29 protein-coding genes, 1 tRNA gene and 3 pseudogenes are annotated in these 21,527 nt (G+C 60.4%); 12 read left to right on the top strand and 21 right to left on the bottom strand.

The genetic code is table 11. From position 1 onward, the window contains the following. Window positions 1-30: 30 nt before the first annotated feature. Window positions 31-1,290, top strand: coding sequence for an AGE family epimerase/isomerase (locus tag MF410_RS03685; protein WP_097628197.1), 1,260 nt, complete (start codon window positions 31-33; stop codon window positions 1,288-1,290). A 42-nt stretch (window positions 1,291-1,332) separates the two neighbouring features. Here the strand turns inward: MF410_RS03685 and MF410_RS03680 are convergent, their stop codons facing one another. The 7 genes from MF410_RS03680 to MF410_RS03650 form a co-directional block, all read right to left on the bottom strand. Further along, window positions 1,333-1,830, bottom strand: coding sequence for a heme-degrading domain-containing protein (locus MF410_RS03680; protein ID WP_097628196.1), 498 nt, complete (start codon window positions 1,828-1,830; stop codon window positions 1,333-1,335). A gap of 89 nt (window positions 1,831-1,919) precedes the next feature. Next, on the bottom strand, window positions 1,920-2,531 hold the full coding sequence (locus tag MF410_RS03675) for a flavin reductase family protein (protein ID WP_003593270.1): 612 nt from the start codon (window positions 2,529-2,531) through the stop codon (window positions 1,920-1,922). A 3-nt stretch (window positions 2,532-2,534) separates the two neighbouring features. Continuing rightward, complete coding sequence (locus MF410_RS03670; protein ID WP_097628195.1) at window positions 2,535-3,278, bottom strand: aspartate/glutamate racemase family protein; 744 nt, start codon at window positions 3,276-3,278, stop codon at window positions 2,535-2,537. A gap of 1 nt (window position 3,279) precedes the next feature. Beyond that, a complete protein-coding gene (locus MF410_RS03665) occupies window positions 3,280-4,101 on the bottom strand; it encodes an ABC transporter permease (RefSeq protein ID WP_097628194.1) in 822 nt (273 codons plus the stop codon). Window position 4,102: 1 nt separating this feature from the next. Continuing rightward, the gene (locus tag MF410_RS03660) at window positions 4,103-5,011 is read right to left on the bottom strand and encodes an ABC transporter permease (RefSeq protein WP_097628193.1); all 909 of its coding nucleotides are present in this window, start codon (window positions 5,009-5,011) and stop codon (window positions 4,103-4,105) included. A gap of 267 nt (window positions 5,012-5,278) precedes the next feature. After that, window positions 5,279-6,577 (bottom strand): PotD/PotF family extracellular solute-binding protein, encoded by a 1,299-nt coding sequence (locus tag MF410_RS03655; RefSeq protein WP_097628192.1) that lies wholly within the window; start codon window positions 6,575-6,577, stop codon window positions 5,279-5,281. A gap of 45 nt (window positions 6,578-6,622) precedes the next feature. Next, window positions 6,623-7,711, bottom strand: coding sequence for an ABC transporter ATP-binding protein (locus MF410_RS03650; RefSeq protein WP_097628191.1), 1,089 nt, complete (start codon window positions 7,709-7,711; stop codon window positions 6,623-6,625). Between the two features lie 115 nt (window positions 7,712-7,826). On the opposite strand from MF410_RS03650, the gene MF410_RS03645 reads away from it, so the two are divergent. Beyond that, a complete protein-coding gene (locus tag MF410_RS03645; protein WP_165503930.1) occupies window positions 7,827-7,982 on the top strand; it encodes a hypothetical protein in 156 nt (51 codons plus the stop codon). Beyond that, a complete protein-coding gene (locus MF410_RS03640; RefSeq protein ID WP_131711337.1) occupies window positions 7,979-8,689 on the top strand; it encodes a GntR family transcriptional regulator in 711 nt (236 codons plus the stop codon). The genes MF410_RS03645 and MF410_RS03640 overlap by 4 nt, the downstream gene beginning before the upstream one ends. A gap of 188 nt (window positions 8,690-8,877) precedes the next feature. Here MF410_RS03640 and MF410_RS03635 read toward each other — a convergent pair. Both MF410_RS03635 and MF410_RS03630 read right to left on the bottom strand, forming a co-directional pair. After that, a pseudogene (locus tag MF410_RS03635) lies at window positions 8,878-9,292 on the bottom strand (DUF4174 domain-containing protein). A 115-nt stretch (window positions 9,293-9,407) separates the two neighbouring features. After that, window positions 9,408-9,791, bottom strand: coding sequence for a hypothetical protein (locus MF410_RS03630; RefSeq protein WP_003593258.1), 384 nt, complete (start codon window positions 9,789-9,791; stop codon window positions 9,408-9,410). A gap of 361 nt (window positions 9,792-10,152) precedes the next feature. Between MF410_RS03630 and MF410_RS03625 the strand changes: the two genes are divergently transcribed. From MF410_RS03625 to MF410_RS03615, 3 genes and pseudogenes are all read left to right on the top strand, one after another. After that, complete coding sequence (locus MF410_RS03625; protein ID WP_012558422.1) at window positions 10,153-10,377, top strand: hypothetical protein; 225 nt, start codon at window positions 10,153-10,155, stop codon at window positions 10,375-10,377. A 25-nt stretch (window positions 10,378-10,402) separates the two neighbouring features. Beyond that, window positions 10,403-10,642: a DUF2934 domain-containing protein gene (locus tag MF410_RS03620; protein ID WP_097628188.1), complete on the top strand. Its 240-nt coding sequence runs from the start codon at window positions 10,403-10,405 to the stop codon at window positions 10,640-10,642. Window positions 10,643-10,965: 323 nt separating this feature from the next. Further along, window positions 10,966-11,193 (top strand): annotated as a pseudogene (locus MF410_RS03615) (GIY-YIG nuclease family protein); the annotation flags it as partial. Between the two features lie 333 nt (window positions 11,194-11,526). On the opposite strand, the gene MF410_RS03610 reads toward MF410_RS03615, so the two are convergent. After that, a complete protein-coding gene (locus MF410_RS03610; RefSeq protein ID WP_097628187.1) occupies window positions 11,527-11,721 on the bottom strand; it encodes a hypothetical protein in 195 nt (64 codons plus the stop codon). Between the two features lie 124 nt (window positions 11,722-11,845). Here MF410_RS03610 and MF410_RS03605 point away from each other — a divergent pair, with 124 nt between their 5' ends. From MF410_RS03605 to MF410_RS03595, 3 genes are all read left to right on the top strand, one after another. Further along, complete coding sequence (locus tag MF410_RS03605) at window positions 11,846-12,571, top strand: LuxR family transcriptional regulator (protein WP_097628186.1); 726 nt, start codon at window positions 11,846-11,848, stop codon at window positions 12,569-12,571. Window positions 12,572-12,715: 144 nt separating this feature from the next. Then, entirely contained in the window at window positions 12,716-13,381 is a 666-nt protein-coding gene (locus MF410_RS03600; protein WP_088936510.1) for an acyl-homoserine-lactone synthase, read from the top strand. Then, window positions 13,378-13,569 (top strand): hypothetical protein, encoded by a 192-nt coding sequence (locus tag MF410_RS03595; protein ID WP_003593249.1) that lies wholly within the window; start codon window positions 13,378-13,380, stop codon window positions 13,567-13,569. The genes MF410_RS03600 and MF410_RS03595 overlap by 4 nt, the downstream gene beginning before the upstream one ends. Window positions 13,570-13,688: 119 nt before the next feature. Here the strand turns inward: MF410_RS03595 and MF410_RS03590 are convergent, their stop codons facing one another. Continuing rightward, window positions 13,689-14,057: a response regulator gene (locus tag MF410_RS03590; RefSeq protein ID WP_012558426.1), complete on the bottom strand. Its 369-nt coding sequence runs from the start codon at window positions 14,055-14,057 to the stop codon at window positions 13,689-13,691. A 220-nt stretch (window positions 14,058-14,277) separates the two neighbouring features. Here MF410_RS03590 and MF410_RS03585 point away from each other — a divergent pair. Beyond that, window positions 14,278-14,353, top strand: a tRNA-Ile gene (locus MF410_RS03585). 184 nt (window positions 14,354-14,537) lie between these two features. Here MF410_RS03585 and MF410_RS03580 read toward each other — a convergent pair. The 4 genes and pseudogenes from MF410_RS03580 to MF410_RS03565 form a co-directional block, all read right to left on the bottom strand. Next, on the bottom strand, window positions 14,538-14,927 hold the full coding sequence (locus MF410_RS03580) for a Fic family protein (RefSeq protein WP_097628178.1): 390 nt from the start codon (window positions 14,925-14,927) through the stop codon (window positions 14,538-14,540). Next, window positions 14,924-15,496: a hypothetical protein gene (locus tag MF410_RS03575; protein ID WP_097628177.1), complete on the bottom strand. Its 573-nt coding sequence runs from the start codon at window positions 15,494-15,496 to the stop codon at window positions 14,924-14,926. The genes MF410_RS03580 and MF410_RS03575 overlap by 4 nt, the downstream gene beginning before the upstream one ends. Window positions 15,497-15,701: 205 nt before the next feature. Next, window positions 15,702-16,081: pseudogene (locus MF410_RS03570) on the bottom strand (integrase core domain-containing protein); the annotation flags it as partial. 346 nt (window positions 16,082-16,427) lie between these two features. Beyond that, complete coding sequence (locus MF410_RS03565; protein ID WP_097628176.1) at window positions 16,428-17,633, bottom strand: trypsin-like peptidase domain-containing protein; 1,206 nt, start codon at window positions 17,631-17,633, stop codon at window positions 16,428-16,430. 225 nt (window positions 17,634-17,858) lie between these two features. Here MF410_RS03565 and MF410_RS03560 point away from each other — a divergent pair, with 225 nt between their 5' ends. Beyond that, window positions 17,859-18,068 (top strand): hypothetical protein, encoded by a 210-nt coding sequence (locus MF410_RS03560; RefSeq protein WP_012558428.1) that lies wholly within the window; start codon window positions 17,859-17,861, stop codon window positions 18,066-18,068. A gap of 127 nt (window positions 18,069-18,195) precedes the next feature. Here the strand turns inward: MF410_RS03560 and MF410_RS03555 are convergent, their stop codons facing one another. The 4 genes from MF410_RS03555 to MF410_RS03540 form a co-directional block, all read right to left on the bottom strand. Then, the gene (locus MF410_RS03555) at window positions 18,196-18,390 is read right to left on the bottom strand and encodes a hypothetical protein (RefSeq protein ID WP_097628175.1); all 195 of its coding nucleotides are present in this window, start codon (window positions 18,388-18,390) and stop codon (window positions 18,196-18,198) included. A 156-nt stretch (window positions 18,391-18,546) separates the two neighbouring features. Next, window positions 18,547-18,810: a hypothetical protein gene (locus MF410_RS03550; RefSeq protein WP_239620451.1), complete on the bottom strand. Its 264-nt coding sequence runs from the start codon at window positions 18,808-18,810 to the stop codon at window positions 18,547-18,549. Window positions 18,811-18,838: 28 nt separating this feature from the next. Further along, window positions 18,839-19,186, bottom strand: coding sequence for a hypothetical protein (locus MF410_RS03545; RefSeq protein WP_239620172.1), 348 nt, complete (start codon window positions 19,184-19,186; stop codon window positions 18,839-18,841). Next, entirely contained in the window at window positions 19,183-19,380 is a 198-nt protein-coding gene (locus MF410_RS03540) for a hypothetical protein (protein WP_239620170.1), read from the bottom strand. The genes MF410_RS03545 and MF410_RS03540 overlap by 4 nt, the downstream gene beginning before the upstream one ends. Before the next feature lie 312 nt (window positions 19,381-19,692). On the opposite strand from MF410_RS03540, the gene MF410_RS03535 reads away from it, so the two are divergent. Next, window positions 19,693-20,400, top strand: coding sequence for an SIMPL domain-containing protein (locus MF410_RS03535; RefSeq protein ID WP_239620168.1), 708 nt, complete (start codon window positions 19,693-19,695; stop codon window positions 20,398-20,400). Window positions 20,401-20,688: 288 nt separating this feature from the next. On the opposite strand, the gene MF410_RS03530 is transcribed toward MF410_RS03535, so the two are convergent. Next, on the bottom strand, window positions 20,689-21,048 hold the full coding sequence (locus MF410_RS03530) for a hypothetical protein (RefSeq protein WP_097628311.1): 360 nt from the start codon (window positions 21,046-21,048) through the stop codon (window positions 20,689-20,691). Between the two features lie 142 nt (window positions 21,049-21,190). Continuing rightward, a complete protein-coding gene (locus tag MF410_RS03525) occupies window positions 21,191-21,496 on the bottom strand; it encodes a hypothetical protein (RefSeq protein WP_064839834.1) in 306 nt (101 codons plus the stop codon). Between the last annotated feature and the right edge of the window lie 31 nt (window positions 21,497-21,527).

Below are 21,527 nucleotides of genomic sequence, written 5' to 3'. Positions count from 1 at the left end.
ACGCATTGCCCACCAAATCGGAGGAGTATCATGGCACCCGCAACCGGCAACGCCGCGCTTGGCAACTGGACGAGCCGCGCCTATCACCGCGACTGGCTGCTTGCCCAGGCAAACGGCCTCTTCGATTTCTTCCAGCACAATTCGGTCAACCCAAAGGGCGGCTTCTACGATCTCGACGATAACGGCACGCCGCTCGATGCCGAGGGCCAAGTGCGCAGCATCCATATCGCCGCGCGCGCCGTGCATTGTTTTGCCATCGGCGCCCTGCTCGGCCGTCCGGGTGCTGCCGACGTCGTCGACCACGGCATGGACTATCTCTGGAACCATCACCGCGACCTGAGGAATGGCGGCTATTTCTGGTCGCTCGACAACAGTGGTCCGGTCGATTCCAACAAGCAGGGTTATGGCCATGCTTTCGTGCTGCTCGCCGCCTCATCGGCCAAGACGATCGGCCATCCGCTGGCCGACGGCATGCTTGCCGATATTACCGAGGTCCTGAACACCAAGTTCTGGGAGCCGCGCCACGGCGCTATCGCCGAGGAATTCACCGCCGACTGGCAGCCGCTCGACGGCGGCGCCTACCGCGGCCAGAACTCCAACATGCACCTGACCGAAGCGCTGATGGCCGCCTTCGAAGCATCAGGCGACCGGGATTACCTGACCAAGGCCGAAAGCATCGCCGACCTCGTCATCCGGCGCGCGGCCGGTTCGGTCGACTGGCGCGTCGCCGAGCACTTCGACGCCGAATGGAAGCTCGACAAGCAATACTATCATCCGAACGAAATGTTCCGCCCGGCCGGCACGACGCCCGGCCATTGGCTGGAATGGACCCGCCTCATCCTGCAGCTTTGGGCCCTCGGCGGCAAACGCATCGAGTGGATGCCGGATGCGGCCAAAGCCCTCTTCGAGCAATCCATGGCGCTCGGCTGGGACAGCGACAAGGGCGGCTTCTTCTATACGCTCGACTGGAACGACAAGCCCGCCAAGCGCAATAAGCTCTGGTGGCCGGCCTGCGAGGGTGCGGCCGCCGCCCATTTCCTCAACGAGCACCTGCCGAGCGACTATCACGAGGAATGCTACCGCAAAATCTGGAATGTGATCGAACGCGCCTTCATCGACCATCGGAACGGCGGCTGGCATGAGGAGCTGACGGAGGATCTCGTTCCCGCCCATTCGCTCTTCCCCGGCAAGGGCGATATCTACCACGCCCTGCAGGCCTGCCTCATCCCGCTCTTCCCGGCAACCGGCAGCCTGACGAAGAGCATTACTGAGGCCGGCGGCAGGCTCTGAGGTTCACTGAACCGGCGCCCGCCTATCCAGCAAATGGCCGGCTCAGAGCAGCGGGTCGAGCCGCAGCGTGTCCAGATCCTTTGCCAGCATCAGCGCCAGGGCCTCGACCGCGAGATTGTGGTCGTCGCGCTGGGGCAGGCCGGAGACGGTGACCGCGCCGATGCAGCCGGTGCCCTTGACGTTGATCGGGAAACTGCCGCCATGCGGCGCATAATCGGCGCCGGAAAGCCCGTTATCCTCGACCGTCTTGCCGTCCTTGCCGAGCTTCAGGCCGGAGGCATAGCTGCTGCGGAAATAGCGCAGCACCATGTTGCGCTTGCGTCTGACCCAGTTGACGTTGTCGGGCGTCACGCCAGGCAGTGCGGCATAGAAGACCGGCATCGAATGCAGGGTCACATCGATCGCGATGCCGAGGCCGCGCTCGGTGGCAAGTTCCTGCAGGAGCTTGCCGAGTTGCCATGCCGTCGTCAGATCGAAAGCGTCGAAGCTCAGCGCCTTCTCCTGTTCCGCGATCCGGCTGAGATCCTGTTCGACTGTCATGGCTAAGCACTCCTCTGCCGTGATGATCCGCTGCGACCATTCTTGCGGGGAGCAAAAAAGTAAAGCAAAAACTTGGAGGTACCCCGGGCTCAGAGTTTCGGCGTCAGCATCTCGAAGCGGTCGCGGATGGTGGCGCAGGTATCGCCGCCGAGCCGCGCAATGGCATCGACGGCGGCCGGATCGACATGCAGCCGTTCCGGATCCACGACGCCGTCCTGATAATGCGCATAGACGATCTCGCCCATGACGATCTGCCGCGAGCGCCCGAGCTCCAGCGTCACATGCCGCCGGCATTCGAAGGCTGCCGGCGCCTCGGCGATCCAGGGCGAGGCCACCTTCGCGCCCGGCATCGCCGTCAACCCAGCCTCCTTCAACTCGTCGACGCCGCGGGGATAGCGAGCGCCGCAGACATGCATCGCCTCGGCGATGGCGAAAGAGACGATGTTGACCGTGAAGACCTCGGTCATGCGAATATTGTGGCCGGTGTCCTTGAACGACATGTCGGCATTGTTTTCGACCCCGATCGCGAGGATCGGCGGATCGGCCGAAAGGCAGTTGAAGAAGCTGAAAGGGGCTGCGTTGATCCGCCCGTGTTCGTCGACCGTCGTCACCAGCGCAATCGGCCGTGGAATGATCGTGCCGATCATCAGCTTGTAACGCTCGCGCTCACTGAGCTCTTTGAAGTCGAAGGAGATGGCCATGGCTCAGCCGAGCTTCCCGGCCGGCGCAAAGACGCCCATCGCTCCGGTGAAGGGTTTCGGCAGCGGCGAGGCGTAGGAGCCGCGCTTGCTGGTGGAAAGGCCGAGCGAAACCAGCGCCTCTGCCTGCTTGACGGCGGCCGAGACACCATCGATGACGGGCACGCCGTAGATATCCTGCAATTCCCTCGCCAGATCCGTCATGCCGGCGCAGCCCAGCACGATCGCCTCGGCGCCGTCTTCGGCAAGCGCCCGTTCGATCTCGGCCCTGAGCTTGCCGATTGCGCCCGAGGCCGGATCTTCAAGCTCGAGCACCGGGATATCGGAGGCGCGCACCTTGGCGCGCTCGCCCATGCCGTAGCGGCGCACCAGATTGTCGATCAGCACCCGTGACCGCTCCAGCGTCGTCACCACGGTGAAGCGTTGCGCTAGGAAACCCGCTGTCGCGACGGCGGATTCGCAGAGCCCGAGGATCGGCACATCGGCGAAACTCCGCGCCGCGTCGAGCCCAGTATCGTCAAAGCAGGCGATGACGGCCGCGTCGTAACCCGCCGCCCATCGTTCCTTCAGTTCGGAAAGCAGGCCGGGGATCGCCAGCGCCCCGTCATAATGGCCCTCGATGGAGACAGGCCCCATCTGCGAAGTGGCGGCGATGATTTCCGTGCCTGAAGCAGCCACCGCCCGCGCAGCGGTGGCCGCCTTCTCGGTCATGGAGGCCGTGGTGTTCGGATTGACGATGAGGATGCGCATGTCAGTTGATCTTTGCCTGCCGCCGGCTGAGCATCGTCATGATGCCGAGGGCGATGAGAATGATGGTGAAGGAAAACAGCGTCGTCACCGTGCCGAGCGCATAGAGCACCGGCGTCGTGACATTGGTGGTCATGCCGTAGATTTCGAGCGGCAGCGTATTGTAAGTGCCTGACGTCATCAACGTGCGGGCGAATTCGTCATAAGATAGCGTAAAGCCGAACAGGCCGACGCCGATCAGGCTCGGCGCGATCATCGGCAGCACGACATGGCGGAAGGTCTGCCATGCGGACGCGCCGAGGTCGCGCGCCGCCTCTTCATAGGCCGGCGAGAAGCGGTTGAAGACGGCAAACATGATCAGCACGCCGAAGGGCAGCGTCCAGGTGAGATGCGCGCCGAAGGCCGAGGAATACCAGGCGGGCTTCAGCCCGCCCTCCTGGAAGACGACGCCAATGCCGAGCGAAACGATGATCGACGGCACGACAAGGCTGGCGACAGTGGCATAGAACAGCACGGTCGAACCGCGGAAACGGCGGCGGAAGGCGAGGCCGGCGAGCAGCGACACGGTGACGGTCACGGCCATGACCATCAGCCCGAGGCTGAAGGAGCGCCGGAACGAGGCGCCGAAATCGCCGACCGCCTGTTTTTCGAACAGGTTGAAGAACCAATGGGTGGAAACGCCGTTCATCGGGAAGGTCAGCCCGCCGTCCGGCCCCTGGAAGGACAGGATCAGCACCGCCGAGAGCGGACCGTAGAGGAACAGCACGAAGACTGCGAAGAAGATCGCCAGCAGATAGAATTCGAGGCCGCGTTTTTCGTGGTTCATCTCAAAGCTCCTTGCGGATGTCGACGACGCGCAGGATGGCTGCGACCATCAGCAAAACCACGGCCAGCAGCACCACGGCATTGGCGGCCGCCGCCGGATATTGCAGCAGCGACATCTGGTTCTTCATCATCAGCGCCACCGAGGCGCTCTGGCCGCCGGACATCACCTGCACCGTCGAGAAATCGGCCATGACGAGGGTGACGACGAAGATCGTGCCGATCGCCATGCCGGGTTTTGCCAGCGGAATGACGACATTCCACAGCACCTGCCAGCCGGAGGCGCCGGCATCACGCGCCGCCTCGAACAGCGACCGGTCGATGCGCATCAGCGTGTTGAAGATCGGCGTGACCATGAACAGCGTATAGAGATGCACCATGGCGAGCACGACGGCGAAATCGGAATAGAGCAGCCATTCGATCGGCTGCGGGATGATGCCCATCTTAATAAGCGACGAATTGACAAGGCCATTGCGCCCGAGCACCGGGATCCACGAGATCATGCGGATGATGTTCGAGGTCATGAACGGCACGGTGCAGACGAGAAACAGGATCATCTGCGTCGAGGTCTTGCGGATGTGGAAGGCGAGGAAATAGGCGACCCAGAAACCGATGAGAAGCGTCAGCGCCCAGACGATCGCCGTGAATTTCAGTGTGTTGAGATAGGTCTTCCAGGTTACCCATGAACCGAGCGTGTCGGTGTAGTTCATGGTGAGGAAGTCGGGATAGAGGCCGGCGAAATCGTAGTCCCAGAAGCTGACGACGGTGATCATGGCGATCGGCAGCAGGAAGAAGAAGCCGAGGATGGCGATCAGCGGCGTCGCCTGGAGATAGGAGATGGCTGAGGGGGAGAGGCGCAACTTGCGGCGTATAGGCTGCTTGCTGTCTTCCGTTGCCGCTGCGATGGTCGCCATGATCGGTTCTCCGTTCTCACTAGATCAGGTGGGACGGGAGCGCGTGCAGCCCCCTCATCCGCCTGCCGGCACCTTCTCCCCGCTGGGGAGAAGAGGAATCGCGGCACCGTCTCGGCAGCCGCGAGCCTTGATCTTTTGTTGCCTGCCGAGCGGCAAGCTCCCCCTTCTCCCCAGCGGGGAGAAGATGCCCGAAGGGCAGATGAGGGGCGGAGCGCAGCGACGTCTAGAGCATCAGCAAAAGACAATGCTTCTCCGCCCCCTCGCCGATCAAGCAGCGATGAACTCGTTCCAGCGGCGGACCATGTAGCGGTCTTCGTCCATCACCGAGTTCCAGCAGGCGACGGCCCCCATGCGTGCTTCGAAGGCGCCGCCGTCGCGCACCGCACCGGCCTTCTCCATGACCTTGCCTTCGGGCGACAGGATATCGCCCTGCGCCGGCTTGCCTTCGATCCAATAGCCCCATTCGTCAGCCGACATGAAGTTCTTGGCGGTGTCCATGCAGGCGGAGTAGTAGCCCTGGCGGTTGAGATAACCGCCGACCCAGCCTGATGTGTACCAGTTGATATATTCATAGGCCGCGTCGAGCTCGGCGCCCTTCAGATGCGAGGCAAGGCCGAGTCCGCCGCCCCAGGCGCGGTAGCCTTCCTTGAGCGGCTGATACTTGCAGGCGATGCCTTTGGAGCGGACGGCGGCCACAGCCGGAGACCACATCGACTGGATAACGACCTCGCCCGAGGCCATCAGGTTGACCGACTCGTCGAAGCTCTTCCAGAAGGCGCGGAACTGGCCGTCGCCCTTGGCCTTGATCAGGAATTCGATCGTCTTGTCGATCTCTTCCTTGGTCATGTTGCCCTTGTCGGCATATTTGATGTTGCCCATGGCTTCCATGATCATCGCCGCATCCATGATGCCGATCGACGGGATGTTGAGGATCGAGGTCTTGCCCTTGAACTTCGGATCCATGATGTCGGCCCAGCTGGTGATGTCGCGGCCGACGAGATCCGGGCGGATGCCGAGCGTATCGGCGTTGTAGATTGTCGGAACCATCGTCATCCACTGCGTCGGCTCCTTGGCGAACTTCTTGGAGCCCTGCGCCTCGACGAAGCCGACCGTGTGCGGCGCCGTGCCCTGGGCGATGACGCTGTCTGCCTTCAATTTGCCGTTGATGAACAGCGGCACGATCTTGTCGTAATATTTGAGCTTCTTGACGTCCATCGGCTGCAGCACGCCCGTCGGAAACACCTTCTTGGCGATCCAGTATTCGATATCGGCAATGTCGTAGCTGTCGGGCTGGGTAACGGCCCGCTGGGCGGCGGCGTCGGAATCGGTCGCCGTCATCTCCAGAGTGATGCCGAGATCGGCTTTGCACTTCTCGGCGATGGCATTGATGTTCGAAACGCCGGTGCCGAACTGGCGAAGCGTGATGTTCGTCTTAGCCCAGATGGTGGGAAAGCCGGTGAGAGCGCCGGAGCCGGCAATGGCGCCGACGGCGGCGGCACCCGTCTTCAGCAGGGTGCGGCGGGAAAGACCCTTCGCGGCCTTGGTCGATGTCGTTTCAGTCGTCATGTCAGTTCCCCTTTTTTGATGTGGAAGGTCTTGGTTTTTGATTGGTCATGCGGAAGCGCGGCCGAGCAGCACGGCATCATCGAGTTCCCAGCTGAGCGCGACCGTCTCGCCGACGGCGACCGGGCGGGCGAAATAGTCGCTGTCGTCTGATATGACCGTGAAGTCGTCGCTGCCGGCGCCGAGCACGGTGATCTTCACGGAGGAGCCGCGATATTCGACGTTGGAGACGACGCCGTTGAAGCCGAGCGTCCATTCGCTCGCCACCTGCAAGCGCACGCGGTCGGTGCGAATGCCGATATCGACCGGTTCGCCGACCTCCCTGCCCGCCCCGCGCACGGAAAAGCTCTGCCCCTCCGGCACGGTCATGACGAGCACGCCGTCCTCGCTCGATGTCACCCGGCCGCTGAGCACGTTGTGATCGCCCATGAAGCGGGCGACGAAGGCGGTTGCCGGCTTCTCGAAGACCTCGCGCGGGGCAGCCGCCTGCTCGATCCGGCCATCATTCATGATGACCATGATGTCGGCGAGCGCCATCGCCTCTTCCTGGCTGTGGGTGACGTGCACGAAGGTGATGCCGAGCGACTTCTGCAGCTTCTTCAGTTCGGCGCGCATGCGGATCTTCAGGAACGGATCGAGCGCCGACAGCGGCTCGTCGAGCAGCAGCGCCTCAGGGTCGGTGATCAGTGCGCGCGCCAGCGCCACGCGCTGCTGCTGGCCGCCGGAAAGCTGGGCCGGACGCCTGTTAGCATAGGGCTCCATCTGCATCAGCTTCAGCATGTCGAGCGCCTTGGCCCGCCGCTCCGCCTTGTCGACGCCCTTCATCTTCAGGCTGAAGGCGACATTGTCGATGAGATCGAGATGCGGAAACAGCGCATAGGACTGGAACATCATCGCCGTGCCGCGCCGGGCCGGCGGGAAATCGGTGACGACTGTATTGCCGAGCCGGATATCGCCCGACGAGATGCTCTCATGGCCGGCGATCATGCGCAGCGTCGAAGTCTTGCCGCAGCCGGACGGGCCGAGGAAGCAGCAATAGGAGCCGGCCGGAATCTTCAGGCTGATCGCCTGTACCGCGGTCGTTGCCCCATAGACCTTCGAAACGGATACTATATCGATCTCTGCCGCTTTCGACATCATGCCTTCCCCTGTTTGGAAAAGACGATGCACTTGCCGTGCCAATTTGCCGACGACTTCTCAACCCATTGTGAATCATGGGTTTTCTCTGCCGTAGATCGGAGGGAGATAAAGTATGAGCAAAACGATGCCTGCACAGGATTTAGGCTATCGTCCTCAATTTATGCAGATGATCGTATACAATTTGCTGGCGCTTCGAGCACAAATTCCGTTTAACTTTTGCCGGGAAGCCAGATATGGTTTGCCGATCACAGGAAATCGATTTTCATGAAATCCGCTGCCAAGGCCATGCAGGCCGAAGACTCCGCCGAAACCAGCGCACAACTGATCCGTGATTCCATTCGCGAAGCAATCGTCGAGCGCAGGCTTTCGCCCGGCACCAAGCTCTCCGAAAAAGATGTCGGCAACCTCTTCAGCGTCAGCCGCACGCTTGCCCGCGCGGCACTGCAGGCGCTCTCCTATGAAGGTCTCGTCAGCGTCGAGAAGAACCGCGGCGCCTTTGTCGCCTATCCCTCGCCCGACGAGGCCCGGCAGATCTTTGCCGCCCGCCGCCTGGTCGAGCCCGGCATATTGCGAGAGGCAGCCGCGCGGATCACGCCTGGTGACATCAGCCAGCTGAAACAGCTTCTGCTGGAGGAAGGCCGCCTGATGAGCGAGCGCGGCCAGACGGCGCGACGCGCCGAGATCAAGGCGTCAGGCGATTTTCACCTGAGGCTGGCCGAGATCTCCGGCAATGCGATCATGCAACGCTTCATGGAAGAACTGGTCGCCCGCTCGTCGCTGGTGATTGCCCTTTACGGCCAGTCGACCGCCTCGAGCTGCGGCCATTCAGAACATGGCGAGATCATCACGGCGATCGAAAATAACGAGCTCGACCGCGCCTGCCAGCTGATGCTGCATCACATCACCCATATCGAGACCGATCTCGACCTGCGCGAACGCAAGAGCCTCGGCCTCAAGGAAGCCTTCGAGCTTTAATGCATGTCACCCGGAAGTGTGCAGCGGTTCCGGAATAACGACATGCATCGAAACAAAGAGCTGGAGCGCGTCGCATGAATCAAGTTTGATGCGACGCGCATTAGGAATGCCTTTCAGGCTGTCGGCATGCGAAGACGCCGGGCGCGCGGCTTCGCCACGCCGTCGCGTGTCCCGCGCAGTCCGAAGCCCTACCAAGGCGTCTGCTTCGGCAGCATCTTCGAAGGCCGCGAAGATATCCTCCGCAGTCCTCGGCTCATCCGAGCGCAGCTTGACGGTCCCGTCGCGCCCGATCAGGATCAGCCCGAACTCGCCGGATGGCGGGCCCTGCAGCCGCTCTCTGACATCGTCGGCATCGAGATCGGAGCCATCGTCGAACAGCGAGAAAGCGCCGCCGCCGGCGATGATGAAAACTTCGACGTCTTCCTCGATGAGACGCATATGCGCGTTCCGCAGCCATTCGTCCTGGATGACGGCGCGGTCGTCCTGGGCATCGGCAAAGATGATCAGCACCCGCTTCCTGTCGCGAAACTGCTCGAGCGACTGCGGAAGTTCCGGTTCACGCCGCGGCGTGCCGATGATTTCATGAACGATGGATTTCAGCATGGTGCTTATTCCTCACCCGCACTGGCGGCGGGCATGCCAGTAAACGGCTGGCAATGGGCGAGGTTCCGCCTGGAAGCGGAAAAGGATCGCAGCCATGGCCGCGATCCTCATCCTGTCAGTCGCGGTTCTGATCTTCGGCCGCGTGGGCCGAAACGGCGACGAGATCGACCGTGCCGTTGGCAAGCAGGCGCTTGCGCACCAGCACGCGCATGACACGCGCCGCCGTCGAAAAGGTCATCTGGTCGAGCGGGCCTTCGCCCTCCCACGGCTTGGTCAGCCGCTCGGTGACGGCGCCGACGATGTTCATCGGCACGATGTCGGTGCATTCGCGCATGGCTTCGAATACGAAGCCGATAGGGATGACCCGTCCTTCGTAGGTGACGATCGGTTCGGTCAATTCGCTGTCCCATTCCTCGAAGGCGTAAAGTGCTTCGCGAAACAGCTGCTGGAGGGTAAACGGCGCGTGGCCGTCATGAAGTGGCGGCAGGGCATTCATCATGTCTGTCTCCTCTTGATGGGTTGAGGCCAAAGTCCTCCGGTCTCGGTCGCGCCAACGCGGGGAATGGCAGGTTTTGCTGCCCCTGCGAACCGAATAACACTATTGATTCTATAGAGTAACGCGCCGGGGTAAAGCCCAATTCTGCGCCCTTGCGGAAGCGAATTCCATAACGCGCTGATTTTCTTGCGTGTTTTAGTGGAAATTTTCTCAGCCACGCCCCTTCCTGAAAATCCATGCCAGCGGCTGCAAATCGCCCCGCAATGGTACGACGGGGCGAAAAAACCCTGCAAATTCACGGAACTTTTGCCGCTGTAATTTGTTTTGTTCTCACACTTCGAAAAACAGTCTGGGGTAATCACCAATGACGCAAATCCATGAACCGGAGCGCCGAAGCAGAATCCTGCGCGGCCGCCCATATAGCCTTGATGAATTCGCTTCCAAATATGGTCTTGGCGGCGAGCAGGCCGAAAGTCTTTTCACCCGTTTTGGGCCCTCTTCGATCGAGCTCGACCTGCTGATGGCTGCCAAGCGGCGCCTGCCGGTTCGTAACGACGGGCCGGTTCCGCAGGACAGAATTGCCGAATAACACCTTTCACGAATGGAATAGATAGATGAGCGACAAGCGCCACGAATGGATTAGCAAAAGAGCTTACGCGATCTGGGAAGAACAGGGCCGCCCCGAAGGGCGCGGTGACGAACACTGGCGCCAGGCAGTGGCCGAGCGCAATGCCCTGGAACGCACACAAGCCTCTGTCGACGGCCGCGAGGTGCTGGTGAAATTTCGCCCGAAACAGCCGCGGCCCGAACTGCCGCTCCAGGATTGGCTCAACCCTTCGACCAAGGTTGGCTGATCTCTATCTTATGTTGGCTGCTGAGGCCCCTGCGGGGAACCTCAGGATGAGGGCGGAGAGAGGTTGCGGCTTACCTCATCGGAGATTGCGGCGCCTTACGCCGATAGCCTAGCAGCAGGGCACAACAATGCGGGCGGAGAGAGGGCGCGGCTTGCCCGCCCAAGAACGCAGAGCCCTGCCGCCGACGGTCTAGCCTCAGGGCACAACAACTAGCCCTCATGGTGAGGAGGCACGCAGGGCCGTCTCGAACCACGAGGGCGGGTGATGGCCACTCCAGCGCCGCACGATTGCTGCTCACTCGCTCCCCATGCTCGCCTCTCGCCATGGAAGTCACAATCTACATCCTCCGTTGCAGCGACGGCTCTTATTATACCGGGCTGACCAAGCAGGAGATCGAGGCGCGTGTCTGGGAGCACAATGCCGGCACCTATGACGGCTACACCGCCAAGCGCCTTCCCGTCGAACTCGTGTTCACCGAAACCTACGACCGCATCATCGACGCCATCGCCCGCGAGCGCCAGATCAAGGGTTGGTCGCGCCAGCAACGGCAACGTACAAGGATGAGGTTGGAGAGAGGTTGGCGCTTGGGGTTTGCGGCTCGCGCGCGCCAACAATGGCACAGTCTAGCCGTTTCCCGAGACACCAGCGCCGCCATTGGAAACCATTCTTCAAGCATAATGGCACAAATCCAGGGAGTACGAGCTTTCCCTCTGACCGCCCGCGACAATGCCGCTCGACACTTTCTTCGCAAAATCGGAAACGGATGAGAATGAAAACGTGGTCGCTCGCAGGACGCGGATTTCATCTCGTCGTGGCCGATCCCGGCGCCCGGTCGGTGCTGTAAGATCGGGAAGAGCCTGAAAGCCCTGCCGGGGCGGGCCGTGTCAGAAAACGTTGTTTTCCACGCTAAGCGCCCTGTGGACCTCGGTCCAGAACAGCGCCAGCGGGGTGTCCCCGTTGCGTTCGGCAACGAGCGCGCGGATCAGCGCTTCGGAGCCTGCCATGTCCTGCCAGCTGGATTTCAGGCCTTTGGCGGCCTGTTGGCATTCGGCAATCTCGAAGGGGCGCTTGCTGTCCATATGAGGTCTCCTCGTGGAAAGGCGCTAGCAGGCGGAGCCGGGATTGTCATTCCCCGCATATGTGGGGATGCCTTGTATTTATGACGGTCCTCACGGTAGGATTGAGGGAATTGGGGCAGTGGAAATGATCGAGAATAGCTATAGCGATAAGTTCGAGTCCGCCTTCGAACAGATCAAGGCGGCGGCCAATGTGGATGCTGCCATCCGCATTCTCCAGGCGCAATATGGCCTCGATTTCGTCACCTACCATCTCGCCCAGACGATCGCCAGCAAGATCGACTCGCCCTTCGTGCGCACCACCTATCCGGATGCCTGGGTCTCCCGTTACCTGTTGAACAGCTATGTGAAGGTGGATCCGATCGTCAAACAGGGCTTCGAGCGCCAGCTGCCTTTCGACTGGAGCGAGGTCGAGCCGACGCCGGAGGCCTATGCCATGCTGGTCGACGCCCAGAAGCACGGCATCGGCGGCAACGGCTATTCCATTCCCGTCGCCGACAAGGCGCAGCGCCGCGCGCTGCTGTCGGTGAACGCCCGAATCCCGGTCGAGGAATGGACGGAGCTTGTCCGGCGCTGCCGCAACGAATGGATCGAGATCGCCCACCTGATCCATCGCAAGGCCGTCTACGAGCTGCACGGTGAGAACGACCCTGTGCCGGCACTGTCGCCACGCGAGATCGAGTGCCTGCACTGGACAGCACTCGGCAAGGATTACAAGGACATCTCGGTCATCCTCGGCATTTCCGAGCACACCACACGCGATTATCTGAAGACCGCCCGCTTCAAGCTCGGCTGCGCCACCATCTCGGCCGCCGCCTCGCGGGCCGTGCAATTGCGCATCATCAATCCATAGTCTTTGCTCGGCGCATGTCGTGACGTCAGCCCTCATGCTTTTGGGCTAATCCCCTCATCTGAGGGGGCCCATCTGAGGGAATTTCCGAACCGGCCGGCCTGAACCATTCTGCTCTCCACGAACTTGTAAACGCTGGAGGGCAAAATGTTCGTTATCATTCAGGCACATGAGTATCAGAAATACGCTGCCGTACTCGACCAGATGTTTCGCCTGCGCAAGAAGGTGTTCGCCGATACGCTCGGCTGGGACGTTCCTGTCGTCGGCCCTTACGAACGCGACAGCTACGATGCGCTGGCTCCTGCCTATCTCGTCTGGTGCAACGACAGCCGCACGCGTCTTTACGGCGGCATGCGCCTGATGCCGACGACCGGCCCGACCCTTCTCTACGATGTCTTCCGCGAGACGTTTCCCGATGCCGCCGATCTCATCGCGCCGGGCATCTGGGAGGGCACGCGCATGTGCATCGACGAAGAGGCGATCGCCAGGGATTTCCCTCAGATCGACGCCGGCCGCGCCTTTTCGATGATGCTGCTTGCGCTTTGCGAATGCGCGCTCGATCACGGCATCCATACGATGATTTCCAACTACGAGCCCTATCTCAAGCGCGTCTACAAGCGCGCTGGCGCAGAAGTGGAAGAACTCGGCCGCGCAGACGGCTACGGCAAGTACCCCGTCTGCTGCGGCGCCTTCGAAGTGTCGGACCGCGTGCTGCGCAAGATGCGCACCGCCCTCGGCCTGACCCTACCCCTTTATGTCAGACATGTTCCGGCCCGCTCGGTCGTGACGCAATTCCTGGAGATGGCAGCATGAACCGCCTCGCTGAAACCGCAATACAGAAAGATATCGGCGCCCTGGAGCGCCACGTGCTCGCCTCCCGCGATATCGCCACGCAGATCGGGGATCCCTTCCTCTCCTATCTCCTCTCGATGGCGCTGTTCACCATCTACGAGAAGAAGGCTCACCACGAGAACGAGGCGCTGAAGAGCAGCTTCAGCTGAGGGCGCGACCCCCTCCGCACGCCTGAAGACGAGCATGTCTCCCGGCGCCTCGCGCGCAGCCGCAAAACCTGTCCCCGTTTTGCGGCTGTGCGCCCCGTCATGTCATCAGCGAATTGCCGTCACGTCATCAGGGAATCGATCGTCGAGATCAACGCGTCGTGCATATAGGGCTTCGGCAGGAAGGCGGTGTTGGCGGGCAGCGCCATGGGGTCGAGCCGCACCATGCCCGAGGTGATGATGATGCCGATGTTCGGCCGCATCGCCCTCACCCGCTTGGCAAGCTGGATGCCATCCATGGTACCCGCCATATTGACATCGGTGAACAGGATATCGACATCCTGCCTGCCCTTCAGCACCACCATCGCCTCGTCGGCATTCGCCGCCTCCAGCGCCACATGGCCGACCTCTTCAAGCACATCGAGAACATTGAACCGGATCAGCGGCTCATCCTCGACGATAAGCACCACGGCACTGTTCAACGCCACCATCTGCGATCGCCCTCCTTCATCGAATCCAATCTCTGTAATTGTCGCCGGCGCGAGAAGGTTCCAGTACCGGCGCCGATGAAATATGCATCGTCCACAGATGCTTGCGCTCTGCGCTTGTGGCTCCCTGCAATTTGCGTTAGAGCGAACCGATGCTGCGGGAACCATTGCCCCGGTATCCTGGCGCCGGCCTCCGGCGCCAAGGCGCCACCACCGGCGTCAAGGGCCTGTAGCTCAATGGTTAGAGCCGGCGGCTCATAACCGCTTGGTTGGGGGTTCGAGTCCCTCCGGGCCCACCATTTTTTCTTGTTTTAAGGGATTTGATGAGGGGGTTAGCCTTTGGTTCAGCGCCATCTTGATCGACTGTAGCCGGACGCGGAATTCCGGAATTTTGACACCAAGTTCCGGAATTTTACAAGAATCGTTGAAGGGGCTTTGAAGGCCACTTGAGCCATCAGTAGCGAGACGATCAATTCCGATCGATCACGGCAGAATGGTGTAAACCCTCATGACATTAACAAAATCGTTTGAGAGGGAGCTATGGGTAATCAGTTCCTCTATTTTCTCCGCCCAATAATCGGTATCGGGCAAAATAAGGGTTGCGCCGTTTCGAGCTAGGAATTCGGCGGCGGCGTGAAATGCTGTTCGCTTGTTACCTTGTTCGAACGCGTGGGCCTTCGCGATTGCGAACAAAAGGTTGCCGAAGGCCTGCACAAGATCTGGCCCCTCATAGTGCCAATGGTCCCGAGGCGACATCACCGCAGCTTCTAAAAGCCCAAAGTCTCGCAGAAAGTGCACCTCCCCAGTCTTGGAAACTTGTTCCGCGTTGATGGCAACCACCTGATGCACTTCAATCCAGATCGGCGAGTTCATTTGGCGAGGCGCGCTGTGATTTTAGGGAACCGCTGATTCAGGTCGTCACGAATCGCCTTCTCATCATCAGCCATGGTCTTGGATTGTTCTCGGATCTTGGCATCGATACTCGGTTGGAGCTCTTTTTGCAGGAAAGAAATGAATGCCTCATCGATTGCAATCATGTCTTCCTGCGAGCGGATCGATTCGGCGCTTCTCTTGCGGAAAAATTTCCTCTTTCCGGGCTCGCCAATCCGCAGAGCACGCTCTTCAATAGCCTGCCGCATCGCTGGGAAAATTTGGCGCATCTCTAATATGTGTTGGTAGGCGCGCATGCCGTACTCGATGCAGCCCAACCTGACTTCGATAAGCTTCATTCTGTCGTTATCTGCGATCATCGCATCAACAGCATCACGAAGAGCGGCGCGCTCCAATGCATCAGCTGAACGAAGCCTAAGGACGAATTTCGCGAAACCGCGCGCAAAAATGGCAGCAGCCTCGGCCGGGTCGGAATCGAGCGATGGCCAATCCGGACGCGGATAGGCTCCAAACCTTTTTTCACGCTCTTCGAGAAGTGCTAAAGCTGCCATCGCCCGTTTTTATCCTTCATCTCTTATTAAGATGCTCAGGAGCTATTTTCAATTCCCTGCGTTTGGCGCGGTCAGCTCCATCAAGTCACGGATAGAACTTCGCCTTTTCCGACTGAGGCACGCGGCCCACGGTTCTGAGGATGGTGTGAGGCAAAGGATGGACATGTGAACCGCGCCTAGTTTGCCGGGGGCCATTTCGTTTAAATTATGCGGCCATGGCTGGCGCATCCGCATGGCGTAGTATCGTTCTTCGGCCTCTGCTGGCGGAGTGTTTCAGATGGGTTCCAGAAGACGCCGGTTTTGTTGAACCAATCGACCCATTCGAGTGTGGCGAACTCCACGGCTTCGAAGTTGCGCCATGGTCCTCGCCGATGGATGACCTCGGCGTTGTGAAGACCGTTGATCGTTTCGGCGAGAACATTGTCATAACTGTCGCCAACTTCCAACGGAGGGCTCGATGCCCGCCTCCGCCAGTCGCTCGGGATACCGAATTGACACGCATTGCACGCCCCTGTCGGAATGGTGGATGAGGTCGCCGCGATAGATAGGCCGTCGATCATGAAGCGCTTGGTCCAAGGCATCGAGGGCCAAACCCGCATGGGCGGTCCGGCTTGCCCGCCCGATCCGGTCGCGCGTTTCAGGATCATCAGATTGTTCACAAAACGCGGCGACACGCGGAAATGCCGAGCCGCCTCTCGATGGCTATGGCCTTCCTCGACAAACGCAGCAACACGCACGCGCAACGCGATCGGATGTGATTTGCCCACGGCCCTTCTCCCTCTGTCAATCAAAGGGAATCACACCTCCACTGATTGGAGAATCCTGAATCTCAAAAGCCGCGACACGCTTTAGTGTCAGACAACATCGACAATTTTCACGGTCATTTCGTCATCGCGTTGCGAGCGAGTTTGCTCGGTGAAGATTTGCTGTTTTACTTGATCCCTAACTCCACACCTTTAGTCGCCTTGGGACGGCCAATCGTATCCTTGAGCCAGCATTCGTTTTTTTTGGGAATATAGGAAAACGCCTTGCAAGCATTGTCGCCGATACAGGCGGTGAAACATAGCAGATAGTTGCTGCCTCTTAGGCGTCTGTAGTCACCGCCGGGAAGATCGATGCCCGAATAGCTCGTGAAATCAGACACGATCACATCGGCTGCCTTTGACGATGCATAGGCGGCGACCGCATCCGAATTCCGTATCAGGGCAACAATGTTATCTTTCAGGAAGCAAACGCTGTGCTTCGTGTTGTAGGTAGTCGCCTTGCACTGGCTCTCGCCTTCGCAAATTTCGTGGCACCCCGAATAAGTGACATCCTTGACGGCTCGGTAGTCGAAGCCGATCGCGTCGTAGCCGCGAGCATCGATGAATGAAGCGGTTGGTTGCGCGGGGAGATTGGTCGTGGCGCTTGGTGTGTTGGTCGACGCCTGTTCCTGCTCCTCGCCGTAGCAGAGAATCTGGAACACCGACGGCGTGATTTTGTCCGCCACATCGGCTGTCGAGATCGGCTGCTGGTCTGCCGCCTTGTCGCCGGATTGCCCTGTGATGCTCTGAGATTGCAGGAAAAGGTCGGCAACCGAAGCACGAATAGCGAAATTCACATTCTGCGCCGTGATACCGATCTCATCCGCGATCCCTTTCGACAGCGTCGCGCTGGTGATGCCCATAAGAAAGCCGTCGCGGTCAACGACCGGGCCACCGGAATTACCGGGCTGGATCGGTGTGGAAATCTGGATGTACCGGGTGTCATTTCGAAGCCCTGCCAGCGCATTCACGTTGCCTGTGGTGACCTTGACCGAATCCGACAGCAATGTCGCCAGCGGGTAGCCTATGGCAACGATGTCCTCGCCGACCCGCGTTGGAGCGTGACGGAAGACAAGAGGCTTCAACGGCTCCGCGGCATTGATCTTCACCAACGCCAAATCATTCGTGGCGTCGATGCGGGGATCGGTGGCGTCTCCCTTGCCTTTCACCTCGATGCGCTTGCAAGCCTGGACGACGTGCGCATTTGTCAGCAGCCATCCATCGGTGGTTACTGCGAAGCCGGTCCCTGATGACGTCGGGCCGTCGGCAAGACATGTGGAAGCAAGGACCGCGGAAAACACAGCGCTCAAGATTACGCGAAACACGGCTGCCATCAGTATATCCCCAGTTGTCCGGAGATTAGACCTTTGCCCGGGTGCTTTTCAACCAACTCTTGCGGTCAGGCTTAATGCCATAACCATGCAGGGTCCCGCCGTCTGGAGCGATCAGGGATCAGTGGTTGACCGCATGCTCAGCCCGATCGTCGAGCCACCTGCCTTTCGATAGAAGTTGTGGTATTTTTTTTACGGATGTCGTTGTTCTCGGGAGGATAGCAATTCATGGTCGTGCACAGGGATATGACGAGCGACGAATGGAAGTGGCTTGTGCGCCTTTGCCAACACGAAGCGGACAGCATTCCGAAGGAAATCGAAGCGCGGTTTACCGAACTTGGTCTGTTGGGGCCGAATGGTCTTTCGGACAATGCCAGGAACCTGGTTCAAAATGAACTGCTGGCAGAGCGGCGGAACAGACTGCAAGGGCTTCACTGATTGATACCGTTGGACGCCAAGCAGGAGTCCAAGGCGGTGATGTTCATGCGGCACGTCCAAGCCGGAATCCGACTATCTCGGTTCCGGACTTGGTCATGGATTTTCTGCCAACGGCCCGAGCCGGCCTCTAATAGCTGCAGGAGCGACCGTCGCTAGGTCTAAACCCACCGCCGCAGGCCGGGTTGAGCGGCATCTCTTCCCGATAATAGCCGCCCCCGATCGACGAGGTCTGATCGAGGTATCCGGATGATGTGCAGGCCGAAGTGATCGTGGCAAGGCTGATCAGCGTTCCGGTCGCGATAAATGCGAAAAATCGGTTCATCTGAGCTTCTCCTTCGGAGGGCCCTTGGCTTGGCCCTGAACGGAGAATTTACCACGCGATCCCGCATGTTCGCGAGGATTTATGGTGTGAGAGTGCCCTTCGGCGGCCCTCATAACGCCAATGTGATCTCCCAAGCCATGCACTGTCGCATAACTGTCATGTAAAATTGCCCATTGCGATGGCAGCTTGGGCAAAATATATGCTGCCGGCTAACAAAAAAAGAATGAGTGAACTGCCATGAGTGCCCTGCATAAACTTTTCAACCGCAATCTCCTGACCCGTTTCGTGACCGGTCTCGGTGCGGTTCCCCAGCGTTTTCGCGACGCCCGCGAAGAGCGCAAGCCTGCGATCCATCCGTCTTTCATGGATGATTTCGGCGCTTAAATCCGCAATGTGTCCGCTGGCCGAAAGGTAAGGCAAACGACCTTATCCTGGCTGGCGTGCGCCCTCAATTCACTGCGGGCGCTGCCGGTTCTCCCCAGCTCGATATGGGCTGACCGGCCCTGGTTGCCACCCTCACATCATAGAGCGCGAGCGAAGCCTGAAGCTGCTGCGTATCGTTGCAACGGTTGATGACGCCGCCGATATATTGCACGCAGTCGCTGGCGCTGCCCTGCACGGAGCCCGTCGACCAATCCTTGACGATCCCATCGGCGCCCACCAGGAAATAGGACAGCCGGTTGCTCTGCGACACCGTGGAGCTGCCGACAAGGCCGGCAAAGTTCGTGCCGGTCTCGGTCTTGGCGGCGGGCGTCATATGCCGGTAGATCGTCATGCCGTTCTTCAACGGCGTCACGCGATCATCGGCCCATAGGTCGCGTCGGAGCCGGAAAGCCGCGCCATCGGCGATTGGACGAGATTGGCGATCTCCGTATAGTGTTTGCCGAGCGCATAGCTGATGTAGGAGCGGTTGGCGGCATTTTCAGCCTTTTCCGCCACCTGGGAGCAGCCCGCCAGGCCGATCGCGAGGCCGATCGAAAGAATTGTCATGAAGCGCATGCTGCGCCCTTGCCGGTCACAGCATGCCCGCCCCTGTTTCTTAACCCGCCGTCTTTGCTATCAGGTTTGGGGGATTTGGTAGGTGGTGGGAAGACGGAGAAATGGAGAGGCTGTGCCGTGGGCGCTACTCACCGTCGAGCCGGATTCGCGTTCCACGCCCGCACCCTCACATTTTTTCTCTCCGCACACACTCGCCCTTCTCTTCCGCCGCAATAGCTTCACAATCAACCGACAGAAAGTTCATCCGGGAAACGACAACTAGGGAATGAAACATGGCGCCGATTCTCTCCAAGAACTCTTCTGATGACTGCCCTTCTCGCCCTGCCGCTCGGCAGCGCAGCGCCGGTGTTGGCGCAGGAGGCAAAGCCGCGTGAGGCGGTGATTTCGGTGACGGGGGATGGTGAATCGGCCCTTGCGCCCGATATGGCCGTCGTCAACCTTGCCGTCGTCAAGCAGGCAAAGACCGCCCGCGAAGCGCTCGACGAGAACAACAAGGCGATGAACGAGGTGCTGAAGGCGCTGAAGGACGGCGGCATCGCCGAGCGCGATCTGCAGACCTCCGGCTTCTCAATCCAGCCGCAATACAACTACCCGCAGCCGGTCGATGGTCAACAGCAGCAGCCGCAGTTGATCGGCTACCAGACCATCAATTCCATCACCATCAGGCTGCGTGATCTTGCCAAGCTCGGCCAGGTGATCGACCAGTCCGTCACCCTCGGCATCAACCAGGGCGGCGACATCCAGTTCACCAACGACAAGCCGCAAGCAGCCCTCGAAGAGGCGCGCAAGAATGCTGTTGCCGAGGCGGTGAAGAAGGCGAAGACTCTGAGCGAAGCCGCCGGCGTCAAGCTCGGCCGCATCATCGAGATCAACGAGAACGTGCCGCGCCCGATGCCGCAGCCGGCCTATCGCGCCACGATGATGAAGGAGGCCGATTCGGCCGTTCCCGTGCAGAGCGGCGAGAACAACTACACTGTCAGCGTCACCGTGACTTTTGCGATCGAACAGTGAAATGAAAGTGCCGGCGGCAGCCAACACCCTCCCCAACCCCTCCCCACAAGGGGGAGGGACTAAGCTGCGGTTGCCGACGGCGGCCAAAATGAAGGTCTTGCTGACTGCCACCGTTCGACGAATTGCTTGGATGGAAATTATCTGAGGCGGTGCGGCATGTTAGACCCTCCAGGGTCTACCGAGCGTAGAACAACCTCACAAAAAGAAAACCGCCCTTGCCGATCCGGGGAGACTGGCAAAGGCGGTTCTGGCCGCCGCATCGGGGAGACGAGGCGGTATTCTAGTTTATCAGCGGCGCAGAGCCGGGCAGCCGCGGACGTTGCCGAAGCTCATCTCGCCGGGGCCGCGACGCGTCCAGCCCTGGACAATGACGCGGCGCGGGGTGACGTCGACGACGCGGGCGCGGCGGAAGCCGTAATCGCGGGCCATGTCTTCGGCCATCCGCGGATCACAGCCGCGCGGACGGCGGTCGTAGCCCAACGGCGGGCGATCGTAGCCCGGAGCCGGACGGCGGTAGTCCCGCGGCGCGTCACGGTCCTGATCGCCGATAATGATATTCAACTGCGCGGCGGCGGGCGCCACCGTGCCGGCAAGGGTGCCGGCGGTCAGCATGACGGCAAGACCCGCCTTTGCCAAAAACTGCATCATCGAAAAACCTTTCGTTTCAAAGTCGGTGCGGCCGAGCCGCCTGGGAATCACCCATACGGATTAGAGAAGAAGCGGCTGAACGTGTCGCCGTCAAGGCAAAAGCGGCCGGCAAGCGCCGTGTCGGCGCCTGCCGGCGCAGTCCTCAGCGCCGGATCAGCGGGCAGCCGCGGACATTGGCGAAGACCATTCGGTCCCAGCCACGATGGTCGCGGCCGGAAACGACGACGACGCGCGGCGACATGCGAGTGATCTGGGCTCTGCGCAGACCGAAATCGCGCGCCTTGCGCACTGCATGCATCGGCGAGCAGCCGCGAATCGGCCGGTGATATTGCGCCTCGACGACGAAATTCGTCTGCGGCCCAGCGGCTGCCGCGGTGGTGACCGTGGCCGGGACGGTGCAGAGGGCGAGCAATGCGGCAAGCGAGGCCTTGGCGAGGAAATGTGTCATGGGGCGTCTCCGTCGATTGGTCCTATTTCTA

This window comes from Rhizobium sp. C104 (assembly GCF_022354505.1).
Taxonomy (GTDB): Bacteria; Pseudomonadota; Alphaproteobacteria; order Rhizobiales; family Rhizobiaceae; genus Rhizobium; species Rhizobium redzepovicii.
This window is presented reverse-complemented; position numbering and strand designations above follow the sequence as displayed.